The organism is Streptococcus lutetiensis (assembly GCF_900475675.1).
Classification (GTDB): Bacteria; Bacillota; Bacilli; order Lactobacillales; family Streptococcaceae; genus Streptococcus; species Streptococcus lutetiensis.
This window is the reverse complement of record NZ_LS483403.1, coordinates 1,288,450-1,306,455: the sequence shown is the minus strand read 5'-3', so window position 1 is coordinate 1,306,455 and position 18,006 is coordinate 1,288,450. Positions and strand designations below refer to the sequence as shown.

The following is an 18,006-nucleotide window of genomic DNA, read 5'->3' as shown; positions in this document are numbered from 1 at the left end:
TGGAAAGCGAAAGCTATCATACTGTGAACAATAAGGAATATCACCTTCGTCTTTTAAAAATTTCTTAGGGTCATTTTAGCAGTAGTTGAAGTTTTTAGGTTTATGAGAATTATCCTTCAAAATAAAGCAATTCTTTTGGTGTGTGTGTGAAGACTTCAAAGCCAGATTTTGTGACGTAACCACAATCTTCGATACGAACACCAACTTTGCCAGGAATGTAGATACCAGGTTCAACTGAGAAACACATACCTTCTTGGATTTCCATATCATTACCTTCCATGATTGAAGGGAATTCGTGACAAGTCATTCCGATACCATGTCCAAGACGGTGGTTGAAGTATTCACCGTAACCTGCTTTTTCAATGACTTTACGAGCAGCCTCGTCCACTTCGCTAGCAAGAACACCAGGTTTGATGAACTCTAGAGCTGACATGTGAGCTTCTAAACATAAGTTGTAAATGTCTTTCTTGAATTGGTCAGGTTTACCAACAGCAACAGTGCGAGTCATATCACTAGCGTAACCATACATATCTGTTCCAAGGTCAAACAAAAGCAAAGCATTGTTTTCGATTTTGTTTGTGCCTGGGATACCGTGTGGGTTAGCGGCATTATTACCAGTCAAGACCATAGTGTCGAAACTCATTTTTTCAACACCTTGTTTTTTCATTTCGAATTCAATCATGGCGATAATGTCAGTTTCAGTGTTGTTAAGTGAAATGTTATCGAAACCAACTTTAACAGCTTTATCAGCGAACTGGCCAGCTACAATCATTTTATCAATTTCATCTTGAGATTTGATAAGACGCATTTTTTGAACAAATGGTGTCAAATCTTCAAAGTGTCCGTCAAAGACGGTTTGCAAACCTTGAAATTTAGTAACATTCAAATTATCAAATTCAGCAAAGATTTTAGCACTATCTGTTGAAGGAAGACAGTTTTTAATTTTTTTCCATGGATTTTCAGAATCAACGTAACCAAAAACAGGGAAATTGACGATTTGGCTGGCGCGTGCGACTTCAAGCGCAGGGACGAAAAGTGCTGGTTCACGGTCAGCGTAAACAAACAAGAACATTTGACGTTCGTGTGGATCGCAGAAGAAACCAGTCAAATAGTTAACAGTTACTGGGTCAGATAAAACAGCGATATTTGCTTTTTCTTGATTCAAATATGAGCGGATTTGATCTAATTTAGACATGAGAAACCTTCTTTCTAATTACCCCCCCATTTTTTCAAAAAAATCACAAAAAATCAAGAGTTGAAGCCGAAAAAATTAAATACACTTAATTTTCATAAAATCATGCTAAAAAACTTTAAAAAGATGAAAGAGTTTCAGAAGTTTACTAAAAAGTTAGCAGAAAATTTTCTGAAAATAACTACTTTTTGATTTTTTTAGCCTTTTATGAGAAAAACAGCCTTTTAAACGTTTTCAAAATATGAAAAGTTTTCAAAAATTCTAAGTTTGCACTTGAAAGTGTTTCCAAAAGGTGCTAAAATATTTGTGAAAGCGAAATTTTCAAATAGAAAGGAAGTCCAATAATGAACACTGATGATACGATTACAATTTATGATGTTGCACGAGAAGCAGGCGTCTCAATGGCAACAGTTAGTCGTGTTGTAAATGGCAATAAAAATGTAAAGGAAAACACTCGTAAAAAAGTACTTGAAGTTATTGACCGTTTAGACTATCGTCCAAATGCAGTTGCTCGTGGTTTGGCAAGTAAAAAAACTACGACAGTTGGTGTTGTTATTCCAAATATCGCTAATAGCTATTTCTCAATTTTAGCGAAAGGTATCGACGATATTGCTGCAATGTACAAATACAATATCGTTCTTGCGTCAAGTGATGAAGATGACGATAAAGAAGTTAATGTTATTAACACTTTGCTTGCAAAACAAGTGGATGGTATTATCTTCATGGGACACCATTTAACAGAAAAAATTCGTGCAGAGTTCTCTCGCTCACGCACACCAGTGGTTCTAGCAGGAACAGTTGATTTAGAACACCAACTTCCAAGTGTTAATATTGATTACAAAGCTGCCGTGGCTGATGCTGTTGATATTTTGGCTAAAAATAACAAAGATATTGCCTTTGTTTCAGGACCACTTATCGATGACATTAACGGTAAAGTTCGTCTTGCAGGATACAAAGAAGGACTTGAAAAGAACAACCTATCATTCAAAGAAGGACTTGTATTTGAAGCTCACTACAGCTACAAAGATGGTTATGAACTAGCTCAACGCGTGATGAATTCAGGTGCTACAGCTGCTTATGTTGCTGAAGACGAACTAGCTGCAGGTCTTTTGAATGGATTGTTTGCCGCAGGTAAAAAAGTTCCTGAAGACTTTGAAATTCTTACAAGTAATGATTCACCAATCACATCATACACTCGTCCAAACCTAAGCTCAATTAGCCAACCAGTTTATGACCTTGGTGCGGTAAGTATGCGTATGTTGACTAAAATCATGAACAAAGAAGAACTTGAAGAAAAAGGAATTATTCTTAATCATGGTCTTAAATTGCGTGGTACTACACGTCAATAATTTCCAAAAAGGATACTATGACAAAATCAGCCTTTGGGCTGATTTTGTTTAGTCTTAGTGAAAAAAATTACAAAATAAGCTATAATAGTATTTATGAAAGTTTTACTGTATTTGGAAGCCGAAAATTATTTAAGAAAATCAGGAATTGGTCGTGCCATCGAGCACCAAGAGCGTGCTCTTAGCATGGTTGGCCAAGATTATACAACAAATCCAAACGATGACTATGATTTGGTTCATATCAATACTTATGGTATTAAGAGTTGGAAATTATTGAAAAAATCCAAAAAAGCGGGTAAAAAAGTGTTGATGCATGGTCATTCTACCGAGGAAGATTTTCGCGACTCTTTTATCGGCTCTAATTTAGTATCACCAATTTTTAGATGGTATCTTTGTCGTTTTTATAACAATGCAGATGCCATTATTACACCGACTGAATACTCAAAATCATTAATTAGTGGCTATGGTATTGATAAGCCAATTTATGCTGTTTCAAATGGGATTGATTTGTCACGTTATGTTCCAAATCCTGCTAAGGAAGAGGCGTTTAGACGTCATTTTGGTCTTAAACCAGATGAAAAAGTTGTGATTTGTGCTGGGCTTTATTTCATGCGAAAAGGAATTGACGAATTTGTTGAAGTGGCAAAACAAATGCCTGATGTGCGTTTTATTTGGTTCGGTGAGACTAATAAATGGATTATTCCTCATAAAGTCAGAAGCATTGTGACACGTAAGCATCCTGATAATGTGATTTTTGCTGGTTACATTAAAGGAGATGTTTTTGAAGGTGCTATGAGTGGTGCAGATGCCTTCTTCTTCCCGAGTCGTGAAGAAACAGAAGGAATTGTCGTTCTTGAAGCACTTGCTAGTCACCAACATGTGGTTTTGCGAGATATTCCTGTTTATCACGGCTGGGTTGACAGTAGCTGTGCGGAGTTAGCTCATGATGTTTCTGGTTTTGTTAAAGCCCTTCGTAAGGTTTTATCAGGAAATAGCGAAAAACAAGAAGCAGGTTATCATATTGCTCAAAGTCGTAGCATTGATAAAGTTGCTCATGAATTAGTTGATGTTTATCACAAAGTAATGGAGTTGTAAAATGAGAATTGGTCTTTTTACGGACACTTATTTTCCTCAAGTTTCTGGGGTAGCAACGAGTATTTGTACCCTCAAGGAAGAGTTGGAAAAAGAAGGACACGAGGTCTATATTTTTACAACCACAGATAAAGCGGTAAAACGCTACGAAGATCCAACGATTATTCGACTTCCTAGTGTGCCTTTTATTTCGTTTACAGATCGCCGCATTGTTTATCGTGGATTGATTTCGTCTTATAAAATTGCCAAACAATATAAATTAGATATTATTCATACCCAAACGGAATTTAGCGTTGGGATGCTTGGAAAAATGATTGCTGCAACCCTTCGTATTCCAGTTGTTCACACTTATCATACGCAATATGAAGACTATGTTGGTTATATTGCTAAAGGAAAAATCATCAAACCAGGTATGGTCAAATACGTCATGCGTGGCTACATGAACGACTTGGACGGCGTGATTTGTCCATCTCGTATTGTGCTAAATTTGCTTGATGGTTATGATATTAAGATTCCAAAACGTGTCATTCCGACAGGAATTCGTGTGGAAGAGTACGAACGTAAGGACATTACAAGAGAAGATGCGCTAGCACTTCGTGAAAAACTTGGAATTGCTGAGGATGAGACAATGTTACTTAGTCTGTCTCGTATCTCTTATGAAAAAAATATTCAAGCTATTGTCCAACAATTTCCAGACGTTTTAGGTCAAAATAAAGCTGTTAAATTGGTTGTTGTTGGTGATGGACCATATCTATCAGACTTGAAAAAAATGGTTGAGGACCTTGACATTGAAGATAGTGTGATTTTCACGGGAATGGTTGCTCACGAAGAAACTGCAATTTATTATAAAGCAGCTGATTTCTTCATTTCAGCATCAACTAGTGAAACTCAAGGGTTGACTTATACAGAAAGTCTTGCTAGTGGAACACCAGTCATTGCACATGGAAATCCGTACTTGGATGACATCATTGACCAAAAGATGTTTGGAACATTGTTCTACCAAGAAGAGGATTTGGCGAATGCTATTTTAGATGCGATTGAAAACACACCTGCTATGGCTGACAAAGCATACCAAGCAAAAATGTATGCCATCTCAGCAGAACATTTTGGAAAATCAGTCTATGCTTTTTATCTTGATGTTTTGATTTCAGCTAAGAATAAGAAAAAAGAAAAATTCTCTTTAACGGTCCGTGGTCAAAAAGAAAAAACGTCTGTGAAGTTAGCACATTCTGCCATTAAATTGCCAGCAGAAGCAGCTAAAGCTACGGTTAAGACGTCAGCAAAAGTTTTCAAGGCTCCAAAACGCTTGATTAATTCAATTCGAGATTTCCTTGACTAAGTTCTTGAAAAATAAAAAATTCGTGTTATAATATCTATCGAAGACAAGTTGAACAGGGTTCAACCTTTAGAGCGAGTGCCGGTTGGTGAGAAGGGCGCAGGGTTGACTGATTCAATACTACTTCCTTTGCTTTTTATGCAAACATAAAACGGTGGCTACGATATAGCCGATTTGAGGTTTACGACTCTTTTTTGTCGTAGATAAATGAAGGTGGAACCACGTTGCGACGTCCTTTTTGGACGTCGCTTTTCTTTTATCTAGGTGAAAAATTTTTGTAAACTCATCAAGTTCCTTTTGCCCGGTTCCCAAAAAGGAATTCTCAACAATGTAAATTTTTTAAAGGAGAATAGTATGGTTAAAATTACTTTCCCAGATGGCGCTGTGCGCGAATTCGAATCTGGAGTAACAACTTTTGAAATTGCTCAAAGTATTAGTAATTCACTAGCTAAAAAAGCTTTGGCTGGTAAATTTAACGGAGAATTGATTGATACTACTCGTGCAATCACTGAAGATGGTAGCATCGAAGTCGTAACACCTGATCATGAAGATGCTCTTGGTATCTTACGTCACTCAGCAGCTCACCTATTTGCTCAAGCCGCAAAACGTCTTTTCCCAGACCTTTGCCTTGGTGTAGGTCCTGCAATCGAAAATGGTTTCTACTACGATACTGATAATAAATCAGGTCAAATCACTGATGAAGACCTTCCTCGTATCGAAGAAGAAATGAAAAAAATCGTTAAAGAAAACCTTCCATGCATTCGTAAAGAAATCTCTATCGAAGAAGCGCGTGAATTGTTCAAAAACGATCCTTACAAACTTGAATTGATTGAAGAACACGGTGAAGACGAAGGTGGACTTACTGTTTACACACAAGGTGAATTTACAGACCTTTGCCGTGGCCCACACGTGCCATCAACTGGTCGTATCCAAGTCTTCCACCTATTGAACGTTGCTGGTGCTTACTGGCGCGGAAATAGCGATAACGCTATGATGCAACGTGTTTACGGTACTGCTTGGTTTGATAAAAAAGACCTTAAAGCTTACCTTAAACAACGTCAAGAAGCTAAAGAACGTGACCACCGTAAACTTGGTAAAGAACTTGATTTGTTCATGATTTCTCAAGAAGTTGGTCAAGGTCTTCCATTCTGGTTACCAGATGGTGCTACAATCCGTCGTACTTTGGAACGTTACATCGTTGATAAAGAAGTAGAATCAGGATACCTTCACGTTTATACTCCACCATTGGCTTCAGTTGATCTTTACAAAACTTCAGGTCACTGGGATCACTACCGTGAAGATATGTTCCCAATAATGGATATGGGTGATGGTGAAGAATTTGTTCTTCGTCCAATGAACTGCCCACACCACATCCAAGTTTACAAACACCATGTACACTCATACCGTGAATTGCCGATCCGTATCGCTGAAATCGGTATGATGCACCGTTACGAAAAATCTGGTGCTTTATCAGGTCTTCAACGTGTTCGTGAAATGTCACTTAACGATGGTCACTTGTTCGTAACACCTGAACAAATCCAAGAAGAATTCCAAAAAGCTCTTCAATTGATTATCGACGTTTACGAAGATTTCAACTTAACTGAATACCGTTTCCGTCTATCACTTCGTGACCCTAAAGATACTCACAAATACTATGATGACGATGAAATGTGGGAAAATGCACAATCAATGTTGAAAGCTGCCTTAGATGAAATGGGCGTTGAATACTTTGAAGCTGAAGGTGAAGCTGCTTTCTACGGTCCAAAACTTGATATCCAAGTGAAAACTGCTCTTGGTAACGAAGAAACATTGTCAACAATCCAACTTGACTTCCTTCTTCCAGAACGTTTTGGTTTGACATACATCGGTGCTGATGGTGAAGAACACCGTCCAGTTATGATTCACCGTGGTGTTATCTCAACAATGGAACGCTTCACAGCTATCTTGATTGAAAACTACAAAGGTGCATTCCCGACATGGCTTGCTCCTCACCAAGTAACTGTTATCCCAGTTTCTAATGAAGCTCACGTTGACTACGCTTGGGAAGTTGCTAAAGTTCTTCGCGACAAAGGTGTTCGTGTTGACGTCGATGAACGTAACGAAAAAATGCAACTTAAGATTCGTCAAAGCCAAACTAAGAAAATTCCTTACCAATTAATCGTTGGTGATAAAGAAATGGCTGATAAGACTGTTAACGTTCGTCGTTACGGAAGCAAACAAACTCACACTGAATCAATCAATGAGTTTGTAGAAAATATTCTTGCTGACATCGATCGTAAATCACGTCCAGACGCTGAATAATTCCTTATATTTGCATAATAAATTCGGTAAAAAAGAAGTCCTTTGGGGCTTCTTTTTGTGTTTTTTTAAACGGATGATTTTTCCAGATTTGCAAAAATCTAATATTACTAAAATGAAATATTACAATTAAGAAAGCGTTCTCAAAAAAAGGGAGTTAAAATATGCGAAACTTTAAGCAACATTTTTTGTCACTTGGCTTTGGTCTTTTAATAGCATTAGCTACGCTTTTGTCTCATTTAGGACCTGGTCCAATGATTGTCAAAGCTGATTCTTCGGTAGCTTGGAATTTTAGTGATTCTTCATTTAAAGATTTGGGTCAGCTAAAGTCTGAAAAAACGATTGATGGGTTGACTTTATTAGCAAATGAAGAGTTACCATTGTTCATCAAAGCAGAAGAAGCTAATGTTTCAGAAAGCAATTATACATCTGCCTTGCAGTTAATTGCTACAGGTAGTAAGGATAAGGCTTCATTGAAATTTTTAGTATCAGATAACGATGTGATTAAAGTCGTTTTGAAAAGTGCTTCACAGACTGATGAGGGTCATCTCGTTTTAGCTGATAGCCAAGGTCAAGACCTAACCAATCTGACTGTGGGTGTGCAAGCCAGTGAAGCAACTTACACTTATTCAGGTGAAGCTGGTGAGCTTTATTTATATGCTAAAGACGCTGATCTTGACTTGTTTAGTATTCAGGTGGGAGCTACATCTTCTGATGCCGTTTCAGAAAGCCAATCAAGTGAAGCTACTAGTAATTCAAGTGAGACAACTGAAGTAGATTTGTCCCAAACAGAAAGTGCTGATGAAAGCTTAATCTTCTCTTCATTAGCAGCTTCAATGGCGTGACAGTCTCAACTTATAACGATTTTCGCTCTGCTATTTCAAAAGCTGAAAAAGCCGGTGGCGAAAGGTTTATGTGAAGGGAAACAAGATTGCTTGTGACGGGCAAATTGCTTTGTCTAAAGCAAATGCTAACGTTCAAATCATTGGTGTGCAAAATGCGGATGGCTCTTATCCAGAGCTTAATTTTTCAGACTTTATGGCAAAATACATCGGTAAAGCCTCATCAGATGCGGCAGTTGGTGTCAGAATTTATGGCTCAAACTACACCCTTCAAAACTTGATTATTGAGCATGCGCCAGATAACGGTATCCAAATCAAAGGAAAAACTGCTGGTAATAACAAGGTTCCAAATTGTATTGTTAGATATAATAACGATACTGGTTTGCAAGTAACGGCAGGTGCTTATCGTAATACAATTGAAGCGGTTTACAGCTACCGTAATTGTGATGTTTACACACGTAGCGGAAATGCTGATGGCTTTGCACCAAAACTCGGTGCAGGAAGCGGCAATACTTTTACTTACTGTTATGCTTGGGATAATTCTGATGGTGGTTGGGATTCCTTTGATAAAGTAGGGGATGTGACACCAGATATTACTTACACAAATTGTGCAGTTTGGAATAACGGTAAACCCGATGTCTTTACTGGAAAATATGATTTTGACCACAAAAAAGCCTTAGATGAACATCTTCATCTGGTTCAACTCATCAAAGTTAATGATGGCTCATTTGCTTCAAATTATGCAAAAGGTAAATTTGCTTTGCCATTTGGAAACTTCATCAAGACTGATGCTGGTACGATTAGACTTTCAGCTTGGACTGGCAATTCATTTGACGGTAATCCAAATAGCTTTAAACTTGGTTCTGTCAATTCAAAATCAAGTGTGACACGTAAATTGTCATACTGTCTTGCTTTTGATGAAGCTAAAAAAGGTTTTGATAATAACAACAGTTCCGTTACAGCTTATTTAGACCACTGTGTGGCATTTGATAATGGTTATAACTATTACATTCAACCATTGATCATTAAAGCATGGTCTGCTGTTCAAGGCTTTGCTGGTAAGAGTGGTGATAAATTACCAAGTGGCCGTTCTGTCACAACACCATCATCTGGCAGTCAATCAGCTATTCGCAAGTCAGTTGGAAATACTAAAAATGCGATTATTGCTAATTGCCAAGCTAATGAAATTCCTGGCAAAATTGGATTTAATATTTATTAATCTGGCATAGCATTGTGAAAATCTAAAAAATAGCTCCTCAATCGAGGAGCTATTTTAGTGATAAAAACTTTGTTATGGATGATTATAACAAGTGGTATTCTTTGAGTAATTCTTCGAGATAAGTACCGTGCACTTTCTTAAGAGCTTCTTTGAGAACGGCTTTTTCTGCCCAAGGAATATCAATTTCTGTTAGTGATTTTTGGTCATTTAGATAGTAAAGGGCATTGAGTAGCATGCGAACATCAAAGGCGGATGCGAAGACTTCAGGGACACCGCGGTCAACATCAAGTAGTGTGTAGACGGCTTCCATGGCTGTTCTGACAGAGTATTCTGTAGTAAAGACAGTATCACGAGGTGTTTCAGCATAGTTACCAATAAAGGCTAAGTTTTGACTATCTTTTGGCACTACTAATGGACGGTCATTTAAGCCACGCGGCATGAAGTAAGTAGTGATGTAAGGCATGTGGCAAGGAATAGTTGAAGCAGTGTCAGCAATTTCTGCAATTTCAGTTTCAGGAACTCCCATGTGGTAGAGCCATTCTTGGCAAAGTTCTTTACCAGTACATTCATCAGGGCGTTTTGCAATGTAATTACCCTTACGATCTGTGTAAAGAGAGTAAAGCCAAACGACCAGTTCGTTATCTTTTTGAACTTTGAAATGCGGTTGACGACTGATAGAGTAACCAAGGAGCCAGTTAGAATCTTTAATGCTTGTTGGACCGCTGGTTACGATTGAACCACTGTATGGGTCTTTGTGGTTAACGGCTTCGATATAAGGGGAGATGCGTTTATCCTTGAAGGTGATAGTAGCTGAAATGGTCCAGTTAGCATCTGGAATGTTTTGGTAGAATTTTTCTGGGTGACCAAAGCTTTCGTCTTGGGCAGCCAATTTTTGCCAGAGTTCCCAGCTAGCACCTAATTCGTGTTTAACAGGAGCTGGGTGGTCGTTGTCACCATAAGTTGTACTTTCGGTGATTGAACCATTTGTGACAAAGACCAAATCATTTTCACTTAAAAAGAGTTCTTTTACTTGACCTGCTTTTGTGAATTCAAGCTTGCTTGCCACTTTTTTATTGCCTTTGCGGTTAACCAAAATATTTGTCACGGTAGTATCATAATTAAAATCAACACCGTGTTCAGATAAGTAGTGGACGGTTGGTAAAATCAAAGATTCATATTGATTGTACTTAGTGAAGCGAAGGGAAGAAAGATTTTTTAGGCAGCCAACGTGTTGAATAAAGCGCATGAGATAACGGCGCATTTCCATGGCACTTGACCAGGGTTCAAAGGCAAACATTGTACACCAATAGAGCCAGAAATTAGAATTGAAAAATTCGTCATCAAAAACTTGGTCGATTTGAACATTTTCCAGTTTGCTTTCAGGCATCAAAATCAAATCAATCATTTCCTTGATAGCTTTTTCAGAAAGGGTTAGCTGACCATCGTTAGGCAGAGCTTTACCACGATTGCAAATGACACGTGTCTTAGCATAACAAGGGTCTTCTTTGTTGAGCCAGTAGAATTCATCCAAGATTGAATGGTCTGGATTTTCAAGGGATGGAATAGAGCGAAACAAGTCCCAGAGCACTTCAAAGTGAGGTTCCATTTCACGTCCGCCACGAATAATATAGCCTAAGCGGTCATTTTTAATACCGTCCATGCTACCACCAGGAAGGCTCAATTCTTCTAGAATATGAATGTGATCGCCAGACATTTGGGCATCACGGACAAGAAAGACTGCTGTAGAAAGAGCTGCTAAGCCACTTCCGACAATATAGGCTGATTTTTCATCAACGTTTTCAGGTTTTTTAGGACGAGCAAATGCTTCATAATTTCCATTTGAATAATACATACATATCAACTCCTTTGTTAAGATAACTTTTATTAAAACACTTTCTTCAGTAAAATAAAATAGACAGGAAAGATTTCCTGTCTAAATTTTTGACACTTTGCTGACTTTGTCTAGTAATTCAAAAGTTGATAAATACGCTTGGCTAAGGTGTTGGGATTTTCTTGCAAGCCAGAGTCAATCCAATCAAGGATAAAACCAACCAAGCCGTACTTGCAAAAATGAACCCTAAAATCAAGTTCACTGGCACTTAAGTCAGGATTTTTGGCTTTTAGGACTGGTTTGATTAAGTCATAAGCTCGGTCATATAAAAAATGTTCTAAATAATTACGATTGATAGAATAATAGGTGTTGTAGACAAACGCTTTGTTGGCTAGAATGTATTGAAAAATCGCAAGCATGCTTTTTTCCAAAGAGTCGTCTGTTCGGTTATCACCAATCATTTGCTCACCATCTGAAATATATATCTTTTCAAGCAGGTCATACAAGTCATTAAAATGATAGTAAAAGGTTTGACGGTTGACGTGCATACGCTGAACCAACTCTGTCACGGTGACCTTGTCAAAGGATTTTTCCTGCATAATGTCTTTTAAAGTATGGGCAAAGGCTTCTTCAGTTAATGTCTTCATAAATTCCCCTTCATCTATAGCTATTTTATCATAAGTCCCTTTAAAAAAGGTGTTAGCGCTGTAATGTGCTATAATTGACCTATGAAAATAGGAGATAAAGACTTTTTCTACTTTTGGGAAAATAGTAAAGCTGCTAGCATAAGTGACAAAGCAAGACAAGTACTACAAGAATTAATGGACATCTTAGAAATGCCAGAAGAATTATCTGGCGAGATTGCTCAGACTCGTAAGCTTTTAAATCAATTTTCGGATAACCTTTCGCCCAATCACCCTTTTTGGAGTGAGTTAGCAAGACTTGTTCAAGTAGCTTACCCAGGAGAGAGCATGGCTGAGGACAATTTATTAGCGCACCAAGTGCATCAATTTCGCTATGTGATTTCAGCCTACCAAGCTCAGTGGGTCAGAGAAGAATTTCCTGCTAAGTCAGATTGGCAATCGATGCTAACTTACTTAAAAGATAAAAAAGAACGACGGTTTTGGCGGAGACGATTTGATTTTGATTTGACAGAATCAGCTAGGCTCCATAATAAAGCACCCAAACGTGCCATTTTAGGATTTGAGCTGCCAGTCAATCTGAAAATTTTGCTGGCTTTTCACACAGAATTTATCTTAGATAGTAGGGGACATTTTGCTAATGAAATCGATCCACAAGGTCAGACTCATAATGGCATTATTAACGGAGCTAGTTTTAACTATGCCAATCGTAACGACCAGAGACACTATGAACTTGACGTTGCAGCGATAAAACGTCATGACCCACTTTTTCGTAAGCGTATTTTATCCAATCAAGGCAATGCATTTATAGCCCCGCTCTGGATTAAGTGCCGTCGTCACGAAGATTGGGAGCGCAGCTATTTTAATAAAAAAGGCCACTACGCCAGACAAGGGCGTAGCAGCTATCAAAAGGTAAAACAACTGATTCGAAGATTTCGAAAAGATTTACATAACTGTTCGTAACTTAATCTGCGAACAGTTTTTGAATGGCTAAGCGGCATTTAGAAAGACAGTTCGTAACGTTTTCGAATAAGAAAGTCAAGGTTCTCATCACGGTTACTTCGGCAAGGGCAAAAATGAGGCAAAGCACCATGCTTTCATTGCTGAATTCATTTAGCATGAATAGTGAGCGTAATGGTGGAATGAGACAACAAATGATGAAACCAGCAAAGCAAGTGATAAAAATAGAAATCTTATACTTGTTGAGAGGTCTTGAAACATTTCTCAAAATCAAGAAACCAACAATAGCAAGTAGATAAGTACTAGCAATACCAATATCGTTTTGCGGAATGTCAAACAATTGACCGAATACAACCAAGCAAGCAATGGCTGAAAAAGAAGTAAGCGAAGCTGGTAGAGCTGTTAGAATAGTTTTTTTTAGGAAGTTCTGATTTTTCTTGGCGGTGTTTGTTTCTAATGATAATAAGAAAGCAGGAACTCCGATATTGAACATAGAGATAAGAGAGACTTGAGTAGGAGCGAGAGGATAAGTGAAAATCGTAATGATTGAAAAGATAGCTAACAACATTGAAAAGATATTCTTGTATAAGAATAAGGTTGCTGAACGAGTGATGTTATTAATAATTTGGCGACCTTGAGAGACAATATCTTTCATTCTTGAAAAATCTGAGTCAAGCAAGACCACTTGGGCTGCTTGACGAGCTGCTTCGCTACCACTTCCCATTGCAATTGAGCAATCAGCTTCTTTCATCGCTAAGATATCATTGACACCATCTCCAGTCATTGCGACTTTGTATTTGTTCTTTTTGAAGGCAAGCACTAAATCTTTCTTTTGTTCAGGAGTCACTCGTCCAAAAATGGTATGACTTAGCGCAGCTTTTTCGATGTCTTCCTTAGTTTTTAAAGTACTGGCATCGATGTAGTTTTCTGAATCTAAAATTCCTGCTTGATTGGCAATTTTTGAAACGGTTAGAGTATTATCACCAGAGATGACTTTAATGGCAACGTCATTTTCATTGAAGAATGAAAAAATTTCTTTAGCGTTTGCTCGGATATCGTTTCTGATAGCTACAAATAAAAGTGGTACCGCATTGTCTTTAGTCATTTCAACTAAAGCTAAGATGCGTTTACCGTCTGAGGCATATTGTGTGAGTTTGGTTTGATTTATTGCTAGCTTTTCTTGGCTCAGTAAGATATCTGGAGCTCCTAAACGATAGGTGGTATTTTCTGTTTTGATTTGAGAATATTTGACTTTGGATGAGAATGGGGTTGCTTCAGCATTTTTAAAAGCTTCTTTTGAGGTGAAATATTCTCGCAAAGCCAACATTGTAATATTAGAATCAGGGATAGTATTGATGTATTTAGAAAGAATTTCTTGGTTAGCGGTTAAGTCTGCTTGATTGACATGCTCAGGTAAGATAAGGTCTGTTACGGTCATTTTATTGGCTGTGATGGTTCCTGTCTTATCCACGCATAAGATGTCAACGCGAGCTAAAGATTCAATACTTTTCATATCGTGTAACAAAACTTTTTTTCTAGCTAATTTCATTGCACTGACAGCAAGAGCAACAGTTACCAGTAAATAAAGTCCTTCAGGAATCATACCAATTAAAGCGCCGACTGTTGACACAATACTATCACTAAATGTTTTGTGATTTAAAAATAGCGATTGGCTAAATAAGGTGATACCAATGGGGATAATGATAATTCCAGCAAATTTGATGATGCCTTCGATAGCACGAATCATATCTGTTTTTTTATGTTTGACTTCTTTAGCTTTTTGCGTTAGTTTGGCGGCATATGAATCGTTTCCGACTGCGGTCAATTTAGCAAGACATTTTCCTGAGATGATAGAGCTACCTGATTTTAAATCACTGCCGATTACTTTTTCAATTTCATCTTCTTCACCTGTTAGAAGAGATTCGTTGACGGCTACTTTCCCATCGACTAAAGTGGCGTCGGCAGGAATTTACCTTCCTTCATCTAGTAAAATGATGTCATCAAGTACCAATTCATCAATAGGGACAGATTGGTATTTACCATCTCTGATAACTTGGTAGGACGATTTTGAAATGACATTCAGCTGGTCTAATACTTTTTTAGAGCGCAGTTGTTGAGTAATTCCGATGATAATGTTAATGATGATAACAGGTAAAAAAGTTAAACTTTTAAAAGAACCAGCAATAAGCAATAATAAGCTGATAATGGCAAAGATTAAATTGAAGTAGGTGAAAATATTTTGGCGAATGATAGAGCTTGTTGTTGCTGCATTTTCGTCGACCATTTTATTATTTTGACCATTTTTTAGACGTTCTTCGACCTCTTTGCTTGATAAGCCAGAAATCTTATTTGCTATCATTTTTTCATTCATTTTTGCTATCTCCTGAAATCTAATACTTAAAAATCTAATAATTCTTACTAGGTCAGGGTAATTCTACTTTACTTTTTTAGGGAAATCAAGGAAAAACGGTGTCTCAAATTGTAAGATTTTTGTGGCAAGTTTAGCTAGGTTTAGAGCTTTTGAGAGGAATTATGGTATGATGAAGGTAAGAAAATAAGCAAGTTGAGGTGTTCTATGGCAAAGGTTTATGTAGCAGATGATGAGAAGAATATTCGTGATTTGATTGCTTCATTTTTGCGTGATCAAGGCTTAGAAGTTGAAGTCTTTGAAACAGGTGACCAGTTGCTTTTACGTTTTTTGGAAGAAGCGGCAGATGTAGTTATCCTTGATATCATGATGCCTGGGACAAGTGGTATTGACATTGCGGCTATGTTGCGTAAACGCTCTGAAGTGCCGATTATTCTTTTAACTGCGCGTGATAGTGACGATGATTTTGTTAAGGGATTTTCAGCTGGGGTTGATGATTATTTTACCAAACCATTTTCACCCTTGAAATTAAGCTTGCGCGTCAAGGCTATTTTAGCGCGCCAACCAGTCGTAAAAGATGGTGCTAATGAGGAAGTAAAATCACTTGCTTATGAAGGTTTGGAGATTTCTGATAAAGAACGCTCAGCTAGTTATCAAGGAAAAACAATTAAGCTAACGAACACAGAATTTGAACTCTTGAAAGTATTGTTGTCGCACAGCGAGGAGGCTGTTTCACGTGATGACCTTTTGCATCTGGTTTGGGGCTATGAAAGTGATGTTGAAACACGTGTGACAGATGATACCATCAAACGCCTGCGAAAAAAAATGAGAGGGGTTGAGAGTCATGTCCTTATTGAAACGATTTGGGGCTATGGGTTCAAGCTCACGAAAAAAGATTAAGAAAGACAATCACTTGACGAAGAAAAAAAGGTGGCAATCGCGTTTTCGAACGACTTTGTTTTTGCAGCCATTGACGATTTTGATTACTTCCTTCGCCATTATTTTGCTAGTCTTTAATGGTTTGTTAAAGTTGTTTCTGGCTGAAGAAGCTTTTACAGCCATTCAAAATCAATACGATACTTTAGATGCACTTTATGTCGGTGAAGATTTACCAAAAATTTCAGACGGTAACATCTTTGAAACTACTTATGCCATCGTTGATGAAAAGTTTGACATCAAATATATTTCAGCATCAACTTATGATTTGTCTGAAAAGCAAATTTCTGAGAAAGTCGTTGATTACTTTTCAGATAATAAGTCGATTGATTGGTTTGATGATGAATTTGACAATAGTGTACAGCATTTTAAGAAGGTCAAGGTCTATGATTCGACTTACATGGTTAAGATGCAAGAATACCCTGGCACTTTTTCAGAAAGTTATATCAAGCAGGATAGTGATGACAGTAAGTCGCAAAACTATTATGTCTTTGTCTTTGCCAATGTCACTCCGATTGCGGACTTTGAAACCTATATCAATTACCTTCTGCTTTCGCTGATGGTGATTGTTGGTTTGATTGCTATCATAACCATATTCTTAACTTCACGGAAATTAGATAAGCATTTTGGAGCTTTAAAATCTTATATTTTACGCGTTGGTAATCGTGAGGGTGATTTGCAGCCAGAAAATTTTGCTTACCGTGAATTTAATGAGGTTGGTCAGACTGTCGAGAAGATGAATGACATGATTGATGCTAACCAGCGTAGTCAGCAACTCTTTTTCCAAAATTCTTCTCACGAGCTGCGCACTCCGCTCATGTCTATTCAAGGTTATGCAGAGGCTATTAAAGAAGGAGTGGCTGTGGATGACCAAGAAGCTGCTAGTGTGATTTTAGACGAAAGCAGGAAAATGGCAGAGCTGGTTGATGATATTTTGACTTTGTCAAAAATGGAATCTGCTCAGCAACCTTTGAAACTAGAAACCTTCAATATGGTTGATTTGCTTTACGATGTGAGTTGGCACTTAAAAGCCAAAGCAGATGCACGAGGTCTTGTCTTTGAACATCGATTTGTTTCTGACTATCTGGATATTGAAGCTGATGAAAAGCTTATCGAGCGAGCTATTGCTAATATCTTATCAAATGCGGTTCGCTACGCTAAAAAGACAGTTAGCATTTCTTGCCAATTGTTAGAAAATCAAATGCTTGAAATTCGCTTATCAAATGATGGAAAAACTATTTCTGACAAGGATAAACCTCATCTTTTTGAACGTTTTTATAAAGGTGAGGGAGGTCATTTTGGTATTGGACTTGCTATTACTAAGGAAATCATTGACCGCCATCACGGTGAGATTCAAGTGGCTTCAGATGACCAAGAAACATGTTTTATCATTAGACTTCCACTGCGACAATATTAAAGAAATACTCATTTAGATTAAGTTCTAGATGAGTGCTTTTTTTTCTTACACTTTTGTAAGTAGTAAAAAGTCCAAAATAAGTTAAACTAAATTGAGGCCAAAACTTGCCACACTTTTGCCACAGCTTTTCGAGACTTTATCCAAGCTTTCTTAAGTAATCTTCATTATAATATGGTTACAATATTGAAGCGAGGAAAAGATGAAAGGAATTAAGAAGTATTGGGCTATTCTTGTCTTGCTTGGTGTACTTGCTTTGGGACTTTTAGGAACTTATGCTTATCATCAATATGGTTATAAGTTAACTACAAGTGATGTCAAGCGCATTGCATACCAAAATGCAGGACTTACCAGTGAAGACATAAAGTCACAAGAATTTGTTAAAAAAAGATCAGGTCTAGCAGCAACTTATGTAATTAAACTTGAAACAACTACAAAATCGTATGCCTATACTATCAATGCTTCTTCAGGTTCTATCATCGAACGACACTACAAGAAAAAATAAGCCTTGGCTTGGTATTGATAGAGACT

Annotated in this window: 15 protein-coding genes; 10 read left to right on the top strand and 5 right to left on the bottom strand. The window is 37.6% G+C overall.

What is annotated here, in order from left to right; translation table 11 throughout:
• Positions 1–109: 109 nt before the first annotated feature.
• Complete coding sequence (locus tag DQN23_RS06535) at positions 110–1,195, bottom strand: M24 family metallopeptidase (protein ID WP_020917241.1); 1,086 nt, start codon at positions 1,193–1,195, stop codon at positions 110–112.
• Between the two features lie 341 nt (positions 1,196–1,536).
• Here DQN23_RS06535 and ccpA point away from each other — a divergent pair, with 341 nt between their 5' ends.
• The 6 genes from ccpA (at position 1,537) to DQN23_RS09315 (ending at position 9,325) form a co-directional block, all read left to right on the top strand.
• Positions 1,537–2,541, top strand: a complete 1,005-nt coding sequence (gene ccpA / locus DQN23_RS06530; protein ID WP_020917239.1) for a catabolite control protein A — start codon at positions 1,537–1,539, stop codon at positions 2,539–2,541.
• A 93-nt stretch (positions 2,542–2,634) separates the two neighbouring features.
• Positions 2,635–3,633, top strand: a complete 999-nt coding sequence (locus DQN23_RS06525) for a glycosyltransferase (protein WP_111712946.1) — start codon at positions 2,635–2,637, stop codon at positions 3,631–3,633.
• 1 nt (position 3,634) lies between these two features.
• Entirely contained in the window at positions 3,635–4,969 is a 1,335-nt protein-coding gene (locus DQN23_RS06520) for a glycosyltransferase family 4 protein (RefSeq protein ID WP_020917237.1), read from the top strand.
• A gap of 351 nt (positions 4,970–5,320) precedes the next feature.
• A complete protein-coding gene (gene thrS, locus DQN23_RS06515; protein WP_061408344.1) occupies positions 5,321–7,267 on the top strand; it encodes a threonine--tRNA ligase in 1,947 nt (648 codons plus the stop codon).
• 161 nt (positions 7,268–7,428) lie between these two features.
• Positions 7,429–8,109, top strand: a complete 681-nt coding sequence (locus tag DQN23_RS09320; RefSeq protein ID WP_233422866.1) for a hypothetical protein — start codon at positions 7,429–7,431, stop codon at positions 8,107–8,109.
• A gap of 70 nt (positions 8,110–8,179) precedes the next feature.
• A complete protein-coding gene (locus DQN23_RS09315; protein ID WP_233422865.1) occupies positions 8,180–9,325 on the top strand; it encodes a right-handed parallel beta-helix repeat-containing protein in 1,146 nt (381 codons plus the stop codon).
• Positions 9,326–9,407: 82 nt separating this feature from the next.
• Here DQN23_RS09315 and DQN23_RS06505 read toward each other — a convergent pair whose 3' ends face one another.
• Positions 9,408–11,177 carry an oleate hydratase gene (locus tag DQN23_RS06505; protein ID WP_111712945.1) on the bottom strand — a complete coding sequence of 590 codons (1,770 nt, stop codon included), beginning with the start codon at positions 11,175–11,177 and terminating at the stop codon, positions 9,408–9,410.
• 110 nt (positions 11,178–11,287) lie between these two features.
• Positions 11,288–11,803: a TetR/AcrR family transcriptional regulator gene (locus DQN23_RS06500; RefSeq protein WP_058832750.1), complete on the bottom strand. Its 516-nt coding sequence runs from the start codon at positions 11,801–11,803 to the stop codon at positions 11,288–11,290.
• 81 nt (positions 11,804–11,884) lie between these two features.
• Between DQN23_RS06500 and DQN23_RS06495 the strand changes: the two genes are divergently transcribed.
• Complete coding sequence (locus DQN23_RS06495; protein WP_020917232.1) at positions 11,885–12,760, top strand: DUF3114 domain-containing protein; 876 nt, start codon at positions 11,885–11,887, stop codon at positions 12,758–12,760.
• A gap of 1 nt (position 12,761) precedes the next feature.
• On the opposite strand, the gene DQN23_RS06490 is transcribed toward DQN23_RS06495, so the two are convergent.
• Together DQN23_RS06490 and DQN23_RS09310 are read right to left on the bottom strand one after the other, a co-directional pair.
• The gene (locus tag DQN23_RS06490) at positions 12,762–14,726 is read right to left on the bottom strand and encodes an HAD-IC family P-type ATPase (RefSeq protein ID WP_233422908.1); all 1,965 of its coding nucleotides are present in this window, start codon (positions 14,724–14,726) and stop codon (positions 12,762–12,764) included.
• The gene (locus tag DQN23_RS09310; protein ID WP_233422864.1) at positions 14,727–15,128 is read right to left on the bottom strand and encodes a hypothetical protein; all 402 of its coding nucleotides are present in this window, start codon (positions 15,126–15,128) and stop codon (positions 14,727–14,729) included.
• A gap of 204 nt (positions 15,129–15,332) precedes the next feature.
• Between DQN23_RS09310 and DQN23_RS06485 the strand changes: the two genes are divergently transcribed.
• The 3 genes from DQN23_RS06485 (at position 15,333) to DQN23_RS06475 (ending at position 17,980) form a co-directional block, all read left to right on the top strand.
• Positions 15,333–16,025: a response regulator transcription factor gene (locus DQN23_RS06485; protein WP_058814134.1), complete on the top strand. Its 693-nt coding sequence runs from the start codon at positions 15,333–15,335 to the stop codon at positions 16,023–16,025.
• Positions 15,997–17,478, top strand: coding sequence for a sensor histidine kinase (locus tag DQN23_RS06480; RefSeq protein WP_020917229.1), 1,482 nt, complete (start codon positions 15,997–15,999; stop codon positions 17,476–17,478). Before DQN23_RS06485 ends, DQN23_RS06480 begins: the two co-directional genes overlap by 29 nt.
• Before the next feature lie 199 nt (positions 17,479–17,677).
• On the top strand, positions 17,678–17,980 hold the full coding sequence (locus tag DQN23_RS06475) for a hypothetical protein (protein ID WP_020917228.1): 303 nt from the start codon (positions 17,678–17,680) through the stop codon (positions 17,978–17,980).
• The last annotated feature ends 26 nt before the right edge of the window (positions 17,981–18,006 follow it).

Bases quoted from the DNA above. Each gene is read 5' to 3' on its own strand.
- DQN23_RS06495 (WP_020917232.1), top strand. From the start codon at position 11,885: ATGAAAATAGGAGATAAAGACTTTTTCTACTTTTGGGAAAATAGTAAA.
- ccpA (WP_020917239.1), top strand. From the start codon at position 1,537: ATGAACACTGATGATACGATTACAATTTATGATGTTGCACGAGAAGCA.
- DQN23_RS06535 (WP_020917241.1), bottom strand. From the start codon at position 1,195: ATGTCTAAATTAGATCAAATCCGCTCATATTTGAATCAAGAAAAAGCA.
- DQN23_RS06520 (WP_020917237.1), top strand. From the start codon at position 3,635: ATGAGAATTGGTCTTTTTACGGACACTTATTTTCCTCAAGTTTCTGGG.
- DQN23_RS06475 (WP_020917228.1), top strand. From the start codon at position 17,678: ATGAAAGGAATTAAGAAGTATTGGGCTATTCTTGTCTTGCTTGGTGTA.
- DQN23_RS09310 (WP_233422864.1), bottom strand. From the start codon at position 15,128: ATGAATGAAAAAATGATAGCAAATAAGATTTCTGGCTTATCAAGCAAA.
- DQN23_RS06505 (WP_111712945.1), bottom strand. From the start codon at position 11,177: ATGTATTATTCAAATGGAAATTATGAAGCATTTGCTCGTCCTAAAAAA.
- DQN23_RS06485 (WP_058814134.1), top strand. From the start codon at position 15,333: ATGGCAAAGGTTTATGTAGCAGATGATGAGAAGAATATTCGTGATTTG.
- thrS (WP_061408344.1), top strand. From the start codon at position 5,321: ATGGTTAAAATTACTTTCCCAGATGGCGCTGTGCGCGAATTCGAATCT.
- DQN23_RS06480 (WP_020917229.1), top strand. From the start codon at position 15,997: ATGGGTTCAAGCTCACGAAAAAAGATTAAGAAAGACAATCACTTGACG.
- DQN23_RS06525 (WP_111712946.1), top strand. From the start codon at position 2,635: ATGAAAGTTTTACTGTATTTGGAAGCCGAAAATTATTTAAGAAAATCA.
- DQN23_RS06500 (WP_058832750.1), bottom strand. From the start codon at position 11,803: ATGAAGACATTAACTGAAGAAGCCTTTGCCCATACTTTAAAAGACATT.
- DQN23_RS09320 (WP_233422866.1), top strand. From the start codon at position 7,429: ATGCGAAACTTTAAGCAACATTTTTTGTCACTTGGCTTTGGTCTTTTA.